11 protein-coding genes, 1 pseudogene and 1 riboswitch are annotated in these 15,422 nt (G+C 52.8%); of the genes and pseudogenes, 4 read left to right on the top strand and 8 right to left on the bottom strand.

Features of this window, described 5'->3' with window-relative positions; translation table 11 throughout:
• Positions 1-3 precede the first annotated feature (3 nt).
• The gene (locus THS27_RS11650; protein WP_085591018.1) at positions 4-591 is read right to left on the bottom strand and encodes an ANTAR domain-containing response regulator; all 588 of its coding nucleotides are present in this window, start codon (positions 589-591) and stop codon (positions 4-6) included.
• Positions 592-730: 139 nt separating this feature from the next.
• Positions 731-2,122: an MFS transporter gene (locus tag THS27_RS11645; protein ID WP_246832939.1), complete on the bottom strand. Its 1,392-nt coding sequence runs from the start codon at positions 2,120-2,122 to the stop codon at positions 731-733.
• 22 nt (positions 2,123-2,144) lie between these two features.
• Here THS27_RS11645 and THS27_RS11640 point away from each other — a divergent pair, with 22 nt between their 5' ends.
• The 4 genes from THS27_RS11640 to THS27_RS11625 all read left to right on the top strand — a co-directional run bounded on the left by THS27_RS11640 (position 2,145) and on the right by THS27_RS11625 (position 8,348).
• Positions 2,145-2,402, top strand: a complete 258-nt coding sequence (locus THS27_RS11640; protein ID WP_085591015.1) for a hypothetical protein — start codon at positions 2,145-2,147, stop codon at positions 2,400-2,402.
• 411 nt (positions 2,403-2,813) lie between these two features.
• Positions 2,814-5,282, top strand: a complete 2,469-nt coding sequence (gene nirB, locus THS27_RS11635; protein ID WP_085591013.1) for a nitrite reductase large subunit NirB — start codon at positions 2,814-2,816, stop codon at positions 5,280-5,282.
• A 5-nt stretch (positions 5,283-5,287) separates the two neighbouring features.
• Positions 5,288-5,638 (top strand): nitrite reductase small subunit NirD, encoded by a 351-nt coding sequence (nirD, locus tag THS27_RS11630; protein WP_085591011.1) that lies wholly within the window; start codon positions 5,288-5,290, stop codon positions 5,636-5,638.
• Positions 5,628-8,348 (top strand): nitrate reductase, encoded by a 2,721-nt coding sequence (locus tag THS27_RS11625; protein ID WP_085591010.1) that lies wholly within the window; start codon positions 5,628-5,630, stop codon positions 8,346-8,348. The genes nirD and THS27_RS11625 overlap by 11 nt, the downstream gene beginning before the upstream one ends.
• Before the next feature lie 175 nt (positions 8,349-8,523).
• Here THS27_RS11625 and THS27_RS11620 read toward each other — a convergent pair whose 3' ends face one another.
• The 6 genes and pseudogenes from THS27_RS11620 to THS27_RS11595 form a co-directional block, all read right to left on the bottom strand.
• The gene (locus THS27_RS11620) at positions 8,524-9,324 is read right to left on the bottom strand and encodes an acyl-CoA thioesterase (protein WP_085591008.1); all 801 of its coding nucleotides are present in this window, start codon (positions 9,322-9,324) and stop codon (positions 8,524-8,526) included.
• A complete protein-coding gene (metE, locus tag THS27_RS11615) occupies positions 9,321-11,663 on the bottom strand; it encodes a 5-methyltetrahydropteroyltriglutamate--homocysteine S-methyltransferase (protein WP_085591006.1) in 2,343 nt (780 codons plus the stop codon). The genes THS27_RS11620 and metE overlap by 4 nt, the downstream gene beginning before the upstream one ends.
• A 105-nt stretch (positions 11,664-11,768) precedes the next feature.
• Positions 11,769-11,992, bottom strand: a riboswitch (cobalamin riboswitch).
• A 233-nt stretch (positions 11,993-12,225) separates the two neighbouring features.
• On the bottom strand, positions 12,226-12,963 hold the full coding sequence (locus tag THS27_RS11610) for an amino acid ABC transporter ATP-binding protein (RefSeq protein ID WP_085591004.1): 738 nt from the start codon (positions 12,961-12,963) through the stop codon (positions 12,226-12,228).
• Entirely contained in the window at positions 12,960-14,027 is a 1,068-nt protein-coding gene (locus tag THS27_RS11605) for an amino acid ABC transporter permease (protein WP_139835556.1), read from the bottom strand. The genes THS27_RS11610 and THS27_RS11605 overlap by 4 nt, the downstream gene beginning before the upstream one ends.
• A gap of 4 nt (positions 14,028-14,031) precedes the next feature.
• Complete coding sequence (locus THS27_RS11600; RefSeq protein ID WP_210402890.1) at positions 14,032-15,129, bottom strand: amino acid ABC transporter permease; 1,098 nt, start codon at positions 15,127-15,129, stop codon at positions 14,032-14,034.
• Between the two features lie 48 nt (positions 15,130-15,177).
• Positions 15,178-15,422 (bottom strand): annotated as a pseudogene (locus tag THS27_RS11595) (amino acid ABC transporter substrate-binding protein); the annotation flags it as partial.

Raw genomic sequence — 15,422 nt, 5'->3', positions numbered from 1 at the left:
GAATTAGAACTCCAACTGAAAAGCAGTAATCACGCTTTGCGCAATTTCATAAATCTTGCGGTTCTGTTTCATGGCGTTTTTGCGCAGCAGGTTATATGCAGCCTCCTCGGTCAGGCCTTTTTCCTGCATCAGCAATCCTTTTGCCCGGTCGATCAGCTTGCGTTCGCTTAGTTTTGCCATGGCCTCGTCGCGTTCGCGGCGCAATTGATGAAAGGCATTAAAACGTGAAATTGCCATTTCAACAATCGGCCGGATGCGGTCCTGCCTTAAACCGTCAACAACATAAGCACTTACCCCGGCTTCGACAGATTCACGGATCATGCTGGAATCACTTTGATCAACAAACATCGCAATCGGCCGCGAAATCGCCCGCGACACCTGAAACATCTGTTCAAGCGTATCGCGATCGGGGTTTTCAAGGTCGATGATAATAATATCAGGGGCCAATGCCTGAATGCGTTCCACCAGGTTAAACGACGTGCCAATACGGCTTACACGGGTATAGCCGCCTTCAACAAGGCCGCGCTCGACAATGGCGGCGCGGTCCGGGTTTTCGTCAATCACCAGAATACTAAAGTCTGCAAGGTTCATTTAAAGCAACCCAAATCCCTGACGACCACGATCATTCTCCCCAATGCGCCCTTACCTGCCTTGTCTCAACCGGGAAATGCCACCCCGACTGACAGCATGACCGGAATGCGACATTGGCCGCATTCCGGTATTCAATTTTCTATTCTGCCGGAATGGCCTGTGCACCCGCAGGCACGCCATCACGTTCCCGGACGGCTTTTTCAAAGCGTTCTTTTTCCTCGGCCACGGTTTTTTCCGAAAAACGCACCAAAAGGGCCGCAAAGGAACAGATAATAACGGCAATGCCCAAATACATCAGGCCCTGTTGATAGGTCAGGGATTCAGATTTAAACAAAAACCCTGCGGCAACGGCACCGGCATTTCCACCGGCCCCGACAATACCGGCGACCGATCCCAGTGCCTTGCGGTTAATAAAGGGCACGATCCCGAAGGTTGCACCTTCCGACATTTGCACGAACAACGAAAACACCACCATCATCGACACCGCAATGACCAGCGCATCCATCATTGAAAATGCGACAAGGGCGATACCTTCGATAAACAGGGCCAGAAACAAAAACCTTACCCGGCCGGAAAGGCCGCCTGCTGCGGCAAATTTATCGGAAAACATGCCACCAAGCGTGCGGGCAAAGATGTTCATCAGGCCAAACAAACCGGCGATCAGCCCGGCTGTTTGCAGGCTAAGCTCGAACCGGTCAAAGAAATAAATCGCCGCAATATTGTTGATGGTCAGTTCGACACCAAAACATGCGCCATACACCAAAAACAATGCCCAGACGCGAAAGTCGCTGATTGCGGCCAACATCCCTTTGGTCGCACCCGAATGGTCGTCTTCGGGCGACAACGCGCCATTTTTACGCATATCGGCATAATTGCCGTCGGGCGCATCGGTGGTAAAAAACCAGTACAAGGCCGCAACGACCAGCATGATGACACCGGGAAACACCATTGCCAGACGCCAGCCCATGGTTTCAGACACACCAAAACCAAGCACCATCGCCAAAATTAACGGCATCACCATTTGCGTGATACCTCCACCCAAATTACCCCAACCGGCTGTGGTGGCATTTGCGGTGCCCACGATGTTAGGCGCAAACATGGTCGATGTATGATATTGCGTAATCACAAACGATGCCCCGATCGAGCCAATGGCAAGACGGGCAAGAAGGAACGTTTCGTAGCTATCTGCAAGCCCGATCAGCATAACCGGCAAGGAACCGATCACCAGCAAGGCAGTGTAGGTTTTGCGCGGACCGATTTTGTCGCAAAGCGGACCAATCAGCAGGCGCACCAAAACCGTAATGGCTACCGATGCAATAATGGTATTTCCGATCTGCCCCTTGGTCAGGCCCAGGTCATCACGCACAAGTGGCATCAGCGGAGCAATGCCAAACCAGCCAAAAAAACACAGGAAAAATGCAAGCCAGGTAAGATGAAAGGTCCGCATCTGCACCGTTTTAAGGCTGAACAAATTAATACGCGGAGCTTTGTTCTTGATTTCCATAACAATGAAGCCCTTCGTTCGGGTCATATGCAATCAGGTTCCCGATTGCATGACCGACGGTTATTTCCCCAAGGGCCGCATGCTTCACCAAATGGAGTTCGCTGGCGGCCCGTCATTCGTTTCGGTCAGGGCAGCGACATCGTTGCGCGCCAAAACCAAACGTCTGATCGCCCGCCATTGGACGAAGAACTGTGAGATACCCGTCATTGGGTCTGCTTTCATCCAAGCGCCTCACAAATTGCAGCGGTGCAAACTACGCGCCAATTTTTTCGCAATGCAGTATTTTTTGACTAACCATTTGAAATAGATAGTGTTTCAAATGAGATGCGCACCAGCTTCCCCATCACCCCACTCCGGGGTAGTTTAATTTTCGCATATTTTTTATACACATTAACATATGAGTGTCTATTTTATGAGCATTAATAAATTTTACGTCACGCAGCGGTCAATTCCGGGTAGCTGAAAGTTCTTTTTACATCATGCACTTATTAAAAATTTAACCAAAAAAAGCATTCTGGCACGCAACTTGTATAGAAATAGATTAAGTGCGCGGGCAAAGCTGCCTGCTGCCCTGGCCGAAATGCCAGACCCTGATATTGAATCCAATGACGGGTTCACCGGATAACGACGTCCGTTGCGACATTGCCTTTTTACAGGCAATGCGCACCGGGCGTTTTTTTTTGCCAATTCGCTTCCCGCGACCAGGAGCCAGAGACAAATGAACCACGTCCCTGCTGCACTTTTAAAGAAAACCCGTCTTGTCGTTATCGGCAATGGAATGGCCGGTATGCGCACTGTTGAAGAAATTCTTGCCCGTGCGCCGGACAAATACGACATCACCGTTTTCGGGGCTGAACCCCGTGTTAACTATAACCGCATCATGCTTTCGCCACTTCTGTCGGGCGAAAAGAAATTCGACGACATCGTGATCAACACAATGTCCTGGTATCAGGAAAATAATATTCACTTGTTATCTGACGACCCTGTGGTTGAGATCGACCGGGATCGTAAAATTGTCATATCAAAAAGCGGATCAAAAACCGCCTATGACCAGCTTTTACTGGCAACCGGATCTGACCCGATCATGATCCCGGTACCCGGACACAAACTGCCGGGAGTTGTCACATTTCGCGATGTTGATGATGTCGATGTCATGCTGAAGGCTGCCCAAAAGGGCGGACCTGCCGTTGTCATTGGCGGGGGACTTTTGGGGTTGGAGGCCGCTTCCGGCCTGCAAGCACGCGGCATGTCGGTGACGGTCTTACATTTGGCTAACCACGTTATGGAACGCCAGTTGGACCCGTCGGCTGGCTATCTTTTGGCACAAGAACTGGGCCGTCGCGGCATCGACGTGATAACCGAAGCCAACACCGCCGAAATTATTGGCACAGACAGCGTCACAGGTGTTCGTTTGAAGAACGGACATATGATCCCGGCTGACCTGGTGGTCATGGCGGTTGGTATTCGCCCCAACGGGCGCCTGGCCGCAGACGCGGGAATAGCCGTCGAACGCGGCATCGTTGTTGACGATGTGATGACCACCAGCGATCCGGATATTTTTGCTGTTGGCGAATGCGTACAACATCGCGGTCAGTGTTATGGCCTCGTTGCACCATTATTTGAAATGGCAAAATCCTGCGCCGATCATTTAACCGAAATCGAAACCGGCGGCTATGCTGGTTCTGTCACCTCGACCAAGCTGAAAGTTACCGGTGTTGATGTTTTTTCGGCGGGCGATTTTTCCGGTGGCGGCGAAACCGAGGAAATCGTGTTTCGCGATGCCGGACGCGGCGTTTACAAACGCATTGTGCTGGAAGACGGGCGGATCAAAGGTGCCGTTCTGTACGGTGATACGTCCGACGGCGCCTGGTATTTTCAACTGATGAAAGACGGGCAGGATGTTACCGACCTGCGCGATACTCTTGCTTTTGGTCAGGCTTTTGCCGGAGGGGCCACTGCAAACCCTTTTGATGCCGTTGCCGCCCTGCCCGATGATGCAGAAATTTGCGGTTGCAACGGCATTTGCAAAGGAACCATTGTTTCCGCGATTACGGAAAAGGGCTTAACCTCCCTTGAAGAGGTTAAAGGCCATACCAAAGCCTCCGCGTCCTGTGGCTCATGCAGTGGTTTGGTAGAAAACCTGCTGGCCGCAACACTGGGCGGCGATTACGAGGCCGCCGCAATCAAACCGGTCTGCCCCTGTACCGACCATGATCATGACAGCGTGCGTCGGCTAATTATTGCAAAAACCCTTAAATCCATGCCCGCCGTAATGCAGGAACTGGAATGGAAATCGTCCGATGGGTGCCATATATGTCGCCCGGCCCTGAATTATTACCTGCTGGCCGCATGGCCCGGCGAATATGTTGACCACGCAGCATCGCGATTTATTAATGAACGTGTTCATGCCAACATTCAAAAAGATGGTACCTATTCGGTGGTGCCGCGCATGTGGGGCGGCCTTACCAACCCGCGCGAATTACGCGCCATCGCCGATGTCGCCGACAAATTCGACATTCCCACCGTCAAAGTAACCGGCGGGCAGCGCATCGACCTTTTGGGCGTTAAAAAAGAAGATTTACCTGCCGTCTGGGCCGACCTGAACGCGGCTGGCATGGTGTCAGGCCATGCTTACGGCAAATCGCTGCGAACGGTCAAAAGCTGCGTCGGGCAGGAATGGTGCCGTTTTGGCACGCAGATGTCTATGGGCATGGCCGTCGAACTTGAACAAATGACCTGGGGATCATGGATGCCCCATAAATTCAAAATGGCCGTTTCGGGATGCCCGCGCAATTGTGCCGAAGCCACAATCAAGGATTTTGGTGTGGTTGCCACCGATGGCGGGTGGGATTTGCATGTTGGCGGCAATGGCGGCATTCATGTCCGCGCAACCGAACTTTTATGCAAGGTAACGACCGGCGACGAGGTGAAGGAATATTGCGGCGCCTTTATTCAGCTTTATCGCGAAGAAGCCCGGTATCTGGAACGCACGGCACCATGGATAGAACGGGTCGGCCTGAAACATGTTCAGGAGCGGGTTGTCGATGACACCCAAAACCGTGTTGCCCTGTTTGCCCGGTTCCTTGAAAGCCAGAAAACCGCACAAATTGACCCATGGGCAGAACGCGCCAGCCAGGGCGTTGATTCCCATGAATTTAAATCCCTGTCCCTGATCGCAGCGGAGTAACGGCAATGTCAGATATCGTAACCTGGGTAAATGTCGGCCCCCTTTCCAATATTCCGCAGCAAGGCGCGCGCACATTTCAAACCGAAACAGACCGCATCGCAATTTTTCGCACCCTTGATGATCAGATTTACGCCCTGCTGGACCGCTGCCCGCACAAGGACGGACCATTGGCACAGGGTATTGTCCATGGGCGCTTTGTCACCTGCCCGCTACATAATATGGTTTTTTCGCTGGAAACCGGCGAGGCGCAAGGCACAGACGATGGCTGCGCAGCGCGAGTGGACGTGCGTGTTGTAAATGATACCGTCCATATCGGCCTGAACGCACAACAAACGGGATTGCGCCATGCAGGGTGAGGTTAAAACCACTTGCCCCTATTGCGGCGTTGGCTGCGGGTTAATCGTCTCCCCCACCCGGGATGGCTGGGCGGTTGGGGGCGACCCTGACCACCCGGCCAACCGGGGCCGGATCTGTTCTAAGGGGGCAGCCCTGATTGATACTGTTACGGCCGAAACAAAACGTGATTTTCGATTATTAAGCCCGGAAATCGATGGAAAAATTGCCGACTGGAAAACCGCAACCAACGAAACCGCAAGAAGGTTGCGCCAGACGATTGACCAGCATGGCCCGAAATCGGTGGCGTTTTATGTTTCCGGTCAATTACTGACCGAGGATTATTATGTCGCCAACAAACTGATCAAGGGTTTCATAGGATCCCCGCATATCGATACAAATTCACGGTTATGCATGGCATCAACCGTGGTTGGCCATAAACGTGCTTTTGGGGCCGATGTCGTCCCCGGATGTTATGAAGATTTGGAAATTGCCGATCTGGTTATACTTACCGGGTCAAACCTTGCCTGGTGTCACCCGGTTCTAAACCAGCGTTTACGCGCCGCAAAAGAAAAACGCGGCACCAGAATTGTCGTAATCGACCCGCGCAAAACAGCCAGTTGCGATATCGCCGATTTACACCTGCCGATCAAACCGGGCAGTGACGTGGCCCTGTTTAACGGGTTGCTTGCATGGCTTGAGCAAAACGGGCAGTGCGACCCGACCTATCTTTCACGGCATGTTAGCGGATATGAAGACGCCATTGCCGCCGCCCGTGCCGAGTGCCCCGATATTGCCAGCACCGCCAAAAAATGTGGGCTTGATGACCCGGTAAAAACCGATCAAACGGCATCGGGACTGACCAAACTGGAAACATTTTTTCAGTGGTTTGCAAAGTTTGAGCGCACGGTTACGGTGTTTTCGCAGGGCGTAAACCAGTCCAGTAGCGGGTCGGACAAGGTTAATGCGATTATAAACAACCATTTGGCGACCGGGCGGGTTGGCAAACCTGGGGCAAGTCCGTTTTCTGTAACCGGCCAGCCCAATGCCATGGGGGGCCGCGAAGTTGGCGGCCTTGCCAACCAGCTTGCCGCCCATATGGACCCGAACAATGTAAACGATGTTAACCGGGTGAAACGGTTTTGGAAATCCGACATTTTGAAAGCTGGTGAAGGGTATAAGGCCGTTGACATGTTTCGCGCCATTGAAACCGGCGAGATCAGGGCAGTTTGGATTATGGCGACCAACCCGGCAGTCAGCCTGCCCGACGCCAGCCGTGTAAGGCTTGCGTTATCACGGTGCCCGCTTGTGATTGTTTCAGACACAGTCAACGACACCGACACATTACGTTATGCCCATATTAAACTTCCGGCGGCGGGCTGGGGCGAAAAATCGGGCACGGTTACCAATTCGGAACGCCGGATATCGCGCCAGCGCCCATTTCGCAACCAACAGGGCGACGCCAAACCCGATTGGTGGATTATAAGCCAGGTTGCCACGGCTATGGGATATGGCAAGGCATTCAAATACCGCGACCCGGCCGAAATTTTTGCAGAACATGCGGCATTATCGGAATTTGAAAACGATGGCGTACGGGCCTTTGACATTGGCATTTGGCGCAAAACAAAAAAATCGGCCTATGACGCAATGGAGCCGTTTCAATGGCCTGCCTCGCGCAAACATCAACCAAAGGATGGTGCCCACCGCCTTTATGGCAACGGCATTTTCACAACGTCGAATGGTCGTGCCAGAATGCTGGCCGTTCAGCATAAATTGCCCCTGTCCCAAACAAGCACCGATTTCCCGCTGATTGGCAATAGCGGCCGTTATCGCGACCAATGGCACACCATGACCCGCACCGGAACGGCAGCACGGTTATCAGCCCACCGTCCCGAACCGCTGCTTGAGGTCAATCCTGTCGACGCCAGGCGATACGGACTATGTGATGGCGGATTGGCCCGGATCAAAAGCCTGCAAGGCACCGCTTTGATGCGGGTTTCAATAAGCAATGCCCAAATGCCGGGCGAGGTTTTTATGCCGATGCACTGGAACGATGTCTATTCTTCTGCCGGTGGTATTGGTCGGCTGGCCACGGCCAATGTTGACCCCTATTCCGGCCAGCCGGAAACCAAATATATTCCGGTTTCTATCGAACCGTTCACAGCACTATGGCAGGGGTTGCTGTTTTCAAACGCCCCGGTAGACCTGTCCCACCTGCCTTATTGGGTCGCTGCAAGTGGCCCGGGTTGCATGATTTATGAAATTGCCAGCGACAAACCCTGCCTGTTTAAATCAATGTTGACCGCTGCGGCCAATATCGGGTCGGATAACACCGTTGAACAAATCATTGAATATAGCGATGGCAAAAAGGGCATTCATCGTTATGCCCGCCTTGTGGGCGAATGCATTACCGGCGCACTTTTTGTTGGTCCGAAACGACCCACCCTGGGCCGGGACTGGATATCGACCCTTCTTGGCAATGCCGCGATCAGCACTTCGGAACGCAATGCTTTGTTAGCCGGGCGCATGCCCGACGCTACGGCAGTCAACGACCGTTTAATCTGTTCGTGCTTCTCGGTCGGGTTAACGGCAATCACGCGTGCCATTCACACCCAAAATGCAATGACACCCGCCGATATTGGCCGTTTGCTTCAGGCGGGAACCGGTTGCAGGTCCTGCCTTCCCGAAATCAGCGAGCTTGTGAGCAACACACTGCCCCGCGCCGCAGAATAACGCCTGCCATGTAACACCTTACCCAAGGGTTATTTGGTCTCGGCCAACACAAACAGCTTTCCCGGCAATCGCCTATCGATCATTTTTTAGCCGGAAATACCCGTGATTTTAACAATCGGAAAATGGCTGGCGCATGATGAACGCCAGCCCTCCTTTCCCAATAAAAGCGCGATTATTATGCTGCGCGGTTATGAAACGGTATTGGGCGATGATCGTGATCAATGGCCACCATCACAAACTCGCCAACACCACATTGCCGCCTTTGATCTGCGTGTAAATTTTCGGCCCATAGCTGGACCTCAACCCGGATCGAGCTTTGCCCAACGTCAATCACCCGCGGCACGGTAATGGCAACTTCACCACTGTGAATATGACTGGTGAAATCAACCCGCTTTGCACCCGCCATCACAACTGTTTGCCGACACTGGCGGGATGCAGCAACGAAGGCAGCTTTTCCCATGGCCGCAAGTGCATTGCCCCCATATAAACTGCCATAATGGCTGGTTTTCTCGGGAAAAACAATTTCGACCATCGCCGGATGTATCGGTATTTCGTCGGCCCCGGTTACCCCGGCATTGTCTGGCAAGGGCGGCAATTTGCCGCCCCGCGCCCCAAGTTCGGCCCCGATCGCCACCATGTTAAATCCACCACGGCAACAATGGTTACGCACGCCACTTAACGGGTTTTCAGCGATCATATCGACCTCTACCGACAATGACCGACACCCGACCCGAACCACAGACCCCGTCAGTTCAACAATGTCCCCGATTTGCGCCGGTGCATTAAAATCAATGCGGTCACACGATGCCGTGACAAAATCGACATGCCCGTGGCGCGACGCCGCAATAAAGGCAACCTTGTCCATAAAGGAAAGGCCAACACCCCCAAACAACGTGCCATGATGATTTGCAGCACCCGGAAACACGATATCAACCATCCGGGTTGGCCCGGAAAACACCGGGTGATCCGGGCTCATTGTGCGGCCTTCGCAAGGTTCTGACGCAATAACCGTGCTGCTTCGACCATATTTACAAGGGCCGGGCGCACTTCATCCCATCTACGGGTTTTAAGGCCGCAATCCGGGTTGACCCAAATCTGGCTTGCCGACAGTTGCCGGGTTGCTGCCACCAGCAAATCAACCATTTCATCAATGGTTGGCACACGCGGCGAATGAATATCATAAACCCCCGGGCCAATGTCATTGGGATAGGCATAATCGACAAAGGCATCCAGCAGTTCCATTTTTGAACGCGATGTTTCAATCGAAATAACATCCGCATCCATCGCACCAATTGCTTCTATGATGTCATTAAATTCGGAATAGCACATGTGAGTGTGGATCTGGGTTTCATCACGCACGCCCGATGCCGACAATCGAAAACATTCAACCGCCCAGTCCAGATAGGTTTTCCAGTCCGCCTTACGCAGCGGCAATCCTTCGCGCAAGGCGGGTTCATCTATCTGGATCAGGCCGATACCGGCTGCTTCAAGGTCAGTAACCTCGTCGCGCAGGGCCAGTGCGATCTGGGCGCAGACATCGCGGCGCGGTAAATCATTTCGCACAAACGACCATTGCATCATGGTGACAGGCCCGGTCAGCATCCCCTTCACCGGCCTGTCAGTTAACGACTGGGCATAATGCGACCATTTAACTGTCATGGCATCGGGACGCGATACATCACCATAAATGATGGGGGGTCGAACATATCGCGACCCGTAACTTTGTACCCAGCCATGTTTGGTAAAGGCATATCCCGCCAGTTTTTCGCCAAAATACTGTACCATGTCGTTGCGCTCGAACTCGCCATGGACCAGCACATCGATGCCAATTTCTTCCTGCCAGCGAATGGCGGCACTGGTTTCTTCACGAATAAAGGCATCATAGGCATCGGGTTCCATGTTGCCCCTGGCAAAGGCCGCACGGGATTTGCGCACATCTGTTGTTTGCGGGAAGGACCCAATGGTTGTGGTTGGAAAAGCAGGCAGCCCCAGTTTGACGGTTTGCAAACGACGACGCACATCAAACGGGCTGTTGCGATTATCCATACCCGCAGAAATACCCAAAACACGTTCCGTCACCAGACGATCATGAACTTTCGCTGACGTGCGACGTGTGGCAAGTGCAGCCGATGCCTCACGAAATAGCGATGCGACCGCCCCTACGCCTTCACCAAAAGCCCGTGAAAGGGTTTTAAGTTCCTGTATTTTTTGAACCGCGAATGAAAGCCAGCTTTTAAGGTCCGGGTCCAGATCGCTTTCCTGCTCCAGATCAATCGGCACATGCAAAAGCGAGCATGAAGGTGCCAGTTCAAACAGGTCATTGCCGCGCGCCGCAATGGCCGGGGCAATCCAGTCGTAAATTGCCTGAAGATCGGCCCGCCAGATATTGCGCCCGTCAATTACGCCAAGCGAAATAACCTGGTTTGGCGCAGCACCGTTAATCACGGCATCAAGCTGCTCAGGTGCCCTGACCAAATCAACATGCAACCCGGCCACCGGCAATGACAACACTGTCGGTAAGTTTTCTCCCGGTTTACCAAAATACGTCGCCAGCATCAGTTTCAATTTTGGAACGGCCTTGCCCAGTACCTCGTACGCCTTTTTAAAAGCCGAACGCTCGGTGTCATCAAGGTCAAGGACCAGGCAGGGTTCATCAATTTGGACCCAGTCAGCGCCACTATCTCTAAGCTGGCAAAGCACTTCCGCATATACGGGCAACAACCGGTCCAGCAAGGACAGCGGGTCAAACCCCGGGACCGTTGATTTTGCCAGTTTCAGAAACGTAACCGGCCCCAACAAAACCGGGCGGGTTTTAAAACCAAGTGCTTTTGCTTCGCGAAATTCGTCAACCGCTTTGGTCGAGGCCAGGGTGAAATGCTGTTCGGGGGACAGTTCCGGCACCATATAATGATAATTGGTGTCAAACCATTTGGTCATTTCAAGGGCTGGAATGCCTTTATAGGCCGTTTTACCACAGCAACTTTCTTCCTGTGTATCTCCCCGTGCCATGGCAAAATAGGTGGTGGGTTGAATCAACCCGCCCTGCCAGTCATAGACATCGGGAATTGCACCAACCATGACATAAAGATCAAGCACATGGTCATACAGGGAAAAATCGTTGCTGGGCACATGATCAACACCAAGGCTTTTTTGCCGTGCCCAGTTGGCACACCGCAAGGCCGATGCCTTTTCCTGCAAAGTGGCAAGATCGGACATGCCGGACCAGTAATCCTCCAATGCGAATTTCAATTCGCGCCGTGGGCCGATCCGGGGTGTTCCCAGAGTTGAAACAGGAATGGAAAAATTCTTCGACATAGACTTACCCCAATAAATGGGGGCAAAGGCCAGGCAAAAGCACGCACCCCTGACCGGAAAAACACCGGCAAGAGTACAATACTCCACCGGGGCACCCCGCCCGAGGACGTAACATAAAGTCGCGGCAGGTCTCCTGGCTCACGGGTCACGGCTTTTATCCGGCCTTCCCGAAACGCCTGAACGTCTCAGTGGCCATGCATGGATAAAAGCTCGCCGCTTACAGTTGCGGGGGCAGCTTCGGCATTGCCGTTTCTTCAAACGGCGCACCGAATTCCCTCTTAGCTTCCGCCTGACAATCAAACGAAAGAACCATCGACACGGCTACAGTGCCTCTAAACGCCACAACTGTCAACACAGACATAAAGATTTCTTTATGTCTTATTAAAAAGAAAAACGGTGCCACAAACCAAATATGTGGCACCGTCTTCTTTCATCGTATTTGACGGTACATTTTTATATCGGGGCACCGAAAATCAGGCTCACTTTCGTATTCACGATATCTTTAATTTCCGAAAATACCGGGGTCACCACGACCTGCTATTTGGTTATCGGCCTTATCGGATCAGGCTTTTACCAGTCGCGACAGGAACCGCTGGCTTCTTTCGTCCTGCGGATTGTCAAAAAAGGCATCAGGCGTGGCCGTTTCAACAATTTCACCGGCCTCCATATAAACAACCCGGTCAGCAACCCGGCGGGCAAAACCCATTTCGTGGGTAACAACCACCATCGTCATACCGCCCTCGGCCAGGGCCACCATGGTATCAAGTACTTCGCCAATCATTTCAGGATCAAGGGCCGATGTCGGCTCGTCAAACAGCATGATTTTCGGTTTCATGCACAAGGCACGGGCAATAGCAGCGCGCTGCTGCTGCCCGCCCGATAGCTGACCGGGGAATTTGGCCGCCTGCCCCAGAATCTGCACACGGTCAAGATAGTCCCGCGCGCGTTCCTCGGCTTCCTTGCGACTGGTTTTGCGCGACAGAATTTGCGGCAAGGCACAGTTTTCAAGCACGGTCAGATGCGGAAACAAGTTGAAATGCTGAAACACCATGCCTGCTTCACGGCGGATTTCATCCAGATCCCGCAAATTATCGCCCAGTTCAATACCACGAATGACAACATGGCCGGAATCATGGGATTCAAGTTTGTTCAAACAGCGGATCAATGTGGATTTTCCCGACCCTGAAGGGCCACAAATTACCACCCGTTCGCGTTCGGAAACGCAAAAATCAACATCGCGCAATGCGTGGAAGGCCCCGTAATATTTGTTCAGGCCCTGAACATCGATGGCATAGGTCATGAATGATTCCTTGAATTTATGCCGGCTTCAAGATGGCGGGAATATGCGGCAATGCCATAACAAATGACAAAATAGATACCGGCCACAAACAGATAGGCTTCTGTCGATGGCCCCGGCCACGCCGGATCAGTTGCTGCACTGCGCGCCGCACTTAACATGTCGAACACGCCAACGATCAAAACCAGTGCCGTATTTTTAACCATCACGATGGCCGTATTGGTCAAAGGCGGAATAACCTTCTGGATCGCTTGTGGCAAAACGATATGCCAGACCATTCTCCAGTAAGGAATACCAAGGGCCTGTGATGCCTCGATTTGGCCAGATGGCAAACCTTGCAAACCACCGCGAATGACCTCGGCAAGGTAAGCCGCAGCAAAAACCGTTAAGGCCGCAAGGGTTCGCCCCAGTTTATCGATCGTCCAATCGGGCGGCAGAAACAGCGGCAGCAGAATAGCCGCCACAAACAAAAGCCCAACCAGCGGCAGCCCTCGCACGATTTCAATAATGAAAATCGACACATTACGCATAACGGGCAAAGACCCGCGCCGCCCCAATGCCAAAACAATGGCAAAAGGAAATGCCAGCCCCAGCGACAATACCGCCAGCAAAAGCGTAACAGGCAGCCCTCCCCATTTGGATGTCGGCACATAGGCAAGGCCCAGAATGCCACCATTCATTAGCACCAGCATCACGGCAATGCCTGCTGCCCACAGCACCAACAACCGCCCACCCCACATCTTTGGTGAAAGGGTTGCCAAGACCAGCATCACAATCACGATCACCACAATAATGGCCCGCCATTGTTCTTCCGGTGGATACAAGCCGAACAAAATGAAATTCAGCTTTGCCGAAATAAACGCCCAGCAGGCACCACCGGCCCGACATTCGGCAGGCGATGCAACCGTCCAGTGCGCATCAAGTACCGCCCAGTTAAACGCCGGAACAAGACCAATCACGATGCCTAGCGACAGCACCGTTAACAAAATCGATAGCCAGTCGCCAAATAACAGAGTGAACAGGCGATGAATGGCAGACCGTTTAGCTGGTATATTTGGATTTGCCATGTCCTTAACGCTCCACCAACGCAATTTTGGCATTAAACCGGTTCATGATCAGCGAAACGGTCAGCGAAACGGTCAAAAATACACCCAGCATGACCATAATGCTTTCCAGTGCCTGCCCCGTCTGATTGATAACGGTATTTACAACCAGGCCCAGTTCCGGATAGCCCACCGCCACCGCCAACGTGGTGTTTTTCACCGTTGAAAGATATTGGGATGTCATTGGTGGAACGATGATGCGCAGAGCCTGCGGCAGAACAATGCGAAACATAATTTGTCGGTCGCGAAGGCCCAGTGCCCGGCCCCCTTCCCATTGCCCTTTGTCTACCGCCTCGATCCCGCCGCGAATGATTTCGCCGGTGAATGCCGTTGTGTATAGCGCCAGGCCGATGGTGATTGCCGCAAATTCCGGTGACAAATACATGCCACCTCGAAAATTCAGCCCATGCAACGCGGGGCTTTCAAGACCAAGCGGCACATCCGCCAACCACCAGATAACAATGCTACCCAAAAACCATATAGCCGCATATGCAGGTAACCGCCGCAGCAACCTGATATGGCGAAACCGGCGATGCCCAACCCGGATGACCGCTATCAGCAACAGGATCGAGGCCGCGATCACCCAGCCGCCACCCGGCCCCATGACAAGGGTTGGCGCATAAACCCCGCGCAAGGATAAAAACACCCCCGACACCCGCTGAAACGCATCGCGCGGTGCAGGTAACGACGAGGTTACCAACCCGTAAAAGAACAATAACTGCACAATAAGCGGAATATTGCGAAACAGCGTGACATACCCGACGGCCAGACGTGACAGCAAAGGGTGCTTTGAGAGTTGCGCCAATGCCAGAAAAAGACCGCCAATCGTTGCCAGGACAACAGCGATAACCGAAAGCCAAAGCGTATTGGCCACGCCGACAACAAAAGCCCAAAGAAAGCTGTCCGACGGGGTGTAATGGATAATACTTTCGGAAATAGGAAACCGCGCCGGATGAAACAAAAAATCAAATCCGGTACGAATGCCACGCTCGGCCAGATTGCTAACTGCATTTCCGGCCACCCAGTACAGGAGCCCCAGCAGACCACCCAAAAGGGCGATCTGCATGATCCAGCTCCGGAACCGGTCCGAATACCAAAGGGACTGCAACATGGCTTATTGAAACGCCAGAGGAAGCATCAAACCGCCGTCCTTAAACAGGGCATTGTAACCACGTTCAAGTTTCAGCGGGCTATCCTTGCCCACATTACGATCAAATATTTCCCCGTAATTACCCAGCGCCTTGACGATCTGATAGGCAAAGTCATCCTTTAAGCCAAGGGCGGTACCATTTCCCGGGTCCTTGCCCAGAAACCGCACAATGCGCGGGTCCTTGCTGTCTAGGTGTTTAGTCCCGGCAT

The sequence above is a fragment of the Thalassospira sp. MCCC 1A01428 genome (assembly GCF_002115825.1).
In the GTDB taxonomy this organism is placed as follows: domain Bacteria; phylum Pseudomonadota; class Alphaproteobacteria; order Rhodospirillales; family Thalassospiraceae; genus Thalassospira.
The sequence above is the reverse complement of the archived record's forward strand: the minus strand, read 5'-3'. Positions and strand labels throughout refer to the sequence as shown.

Bases quoted from the DNA above. Each gene is read 5' to 3' on its own strand.
- THS27_RS11650 (WP_085591018.1), bottom strand. From the start codon at position 591: ATGAACCTTGCAGACTTTAGTATTCTGGTGATTGACGAAAACCCGGAC.
- THS27_RS11645 (WP_246832939.1), bottom strand. From the start codon at position 2,122: ATGACCCGAACGAAGGGCTTCATTGTTATGGAAATCAAGAACAAAGCT.
- THS27_RS11640 (WP_085591015.1), top strand. From the start codon at position 2,145: ATGACCGACGGTTATTTCCCCAAGGGCCGCATGCTTCACCAAATGGAG.
- nirB (WP_085591013.1), top strand. From the start codon at position 2,814: ATGAACCACGTCCCTGCTGCACTTTTAAAGAAAACCCGTCTTGTCGTT.
- nirD (WP_085591011.1), top strand. From the start codon at position 5,288: ATGTCAGATATCGTAACCTGGGTAAATGTCGGCCCCCTTTCCAATATT.
- THS27_RS11625 (WP_085591010.1), top strand. From the start codon at position 5,628: ATGCAGGGTGAGGTTAAAACCACTTGCCCCTATTGCGGCGTTGGCTGC.
- THS27_RS11620 (WP_085591008.1), bottom strand. From the start codon at position 9,324: ATGAGCCCGGATCACCCGGTGTTTTCCGGGCCAACCCGGATGGTTGAT.
- metE (WP_085591006.1), bottom strand. From the start codon at position 11,663: ATGTCGAAGAATTTTTCCATTCCTGTTTCAACTCTGGGAACACCCCGG.
- THS27_RS11610 (WP_085591004.1), bottom strand. From the start codon at position 12,963: ATGACCTATGCCATCGATGTTCAGGGCCTGAACAAATATTACGGGGCC.
- THS27_RS11605 (WP_139835556.1), bottom strand. From the start codon at position 14,027: ATGGCAAATCCAAATATACCAGCTAAACGGTCTGCCATTCATCGCCTG.
- THS27_RS11600 (WP_210402890.1), bottom strand. From the start codon at position 15,129: ATGCAGATCGCCCTTTTGGGTGGTCTGCTGGGGCTCCTGTACTGGGTG.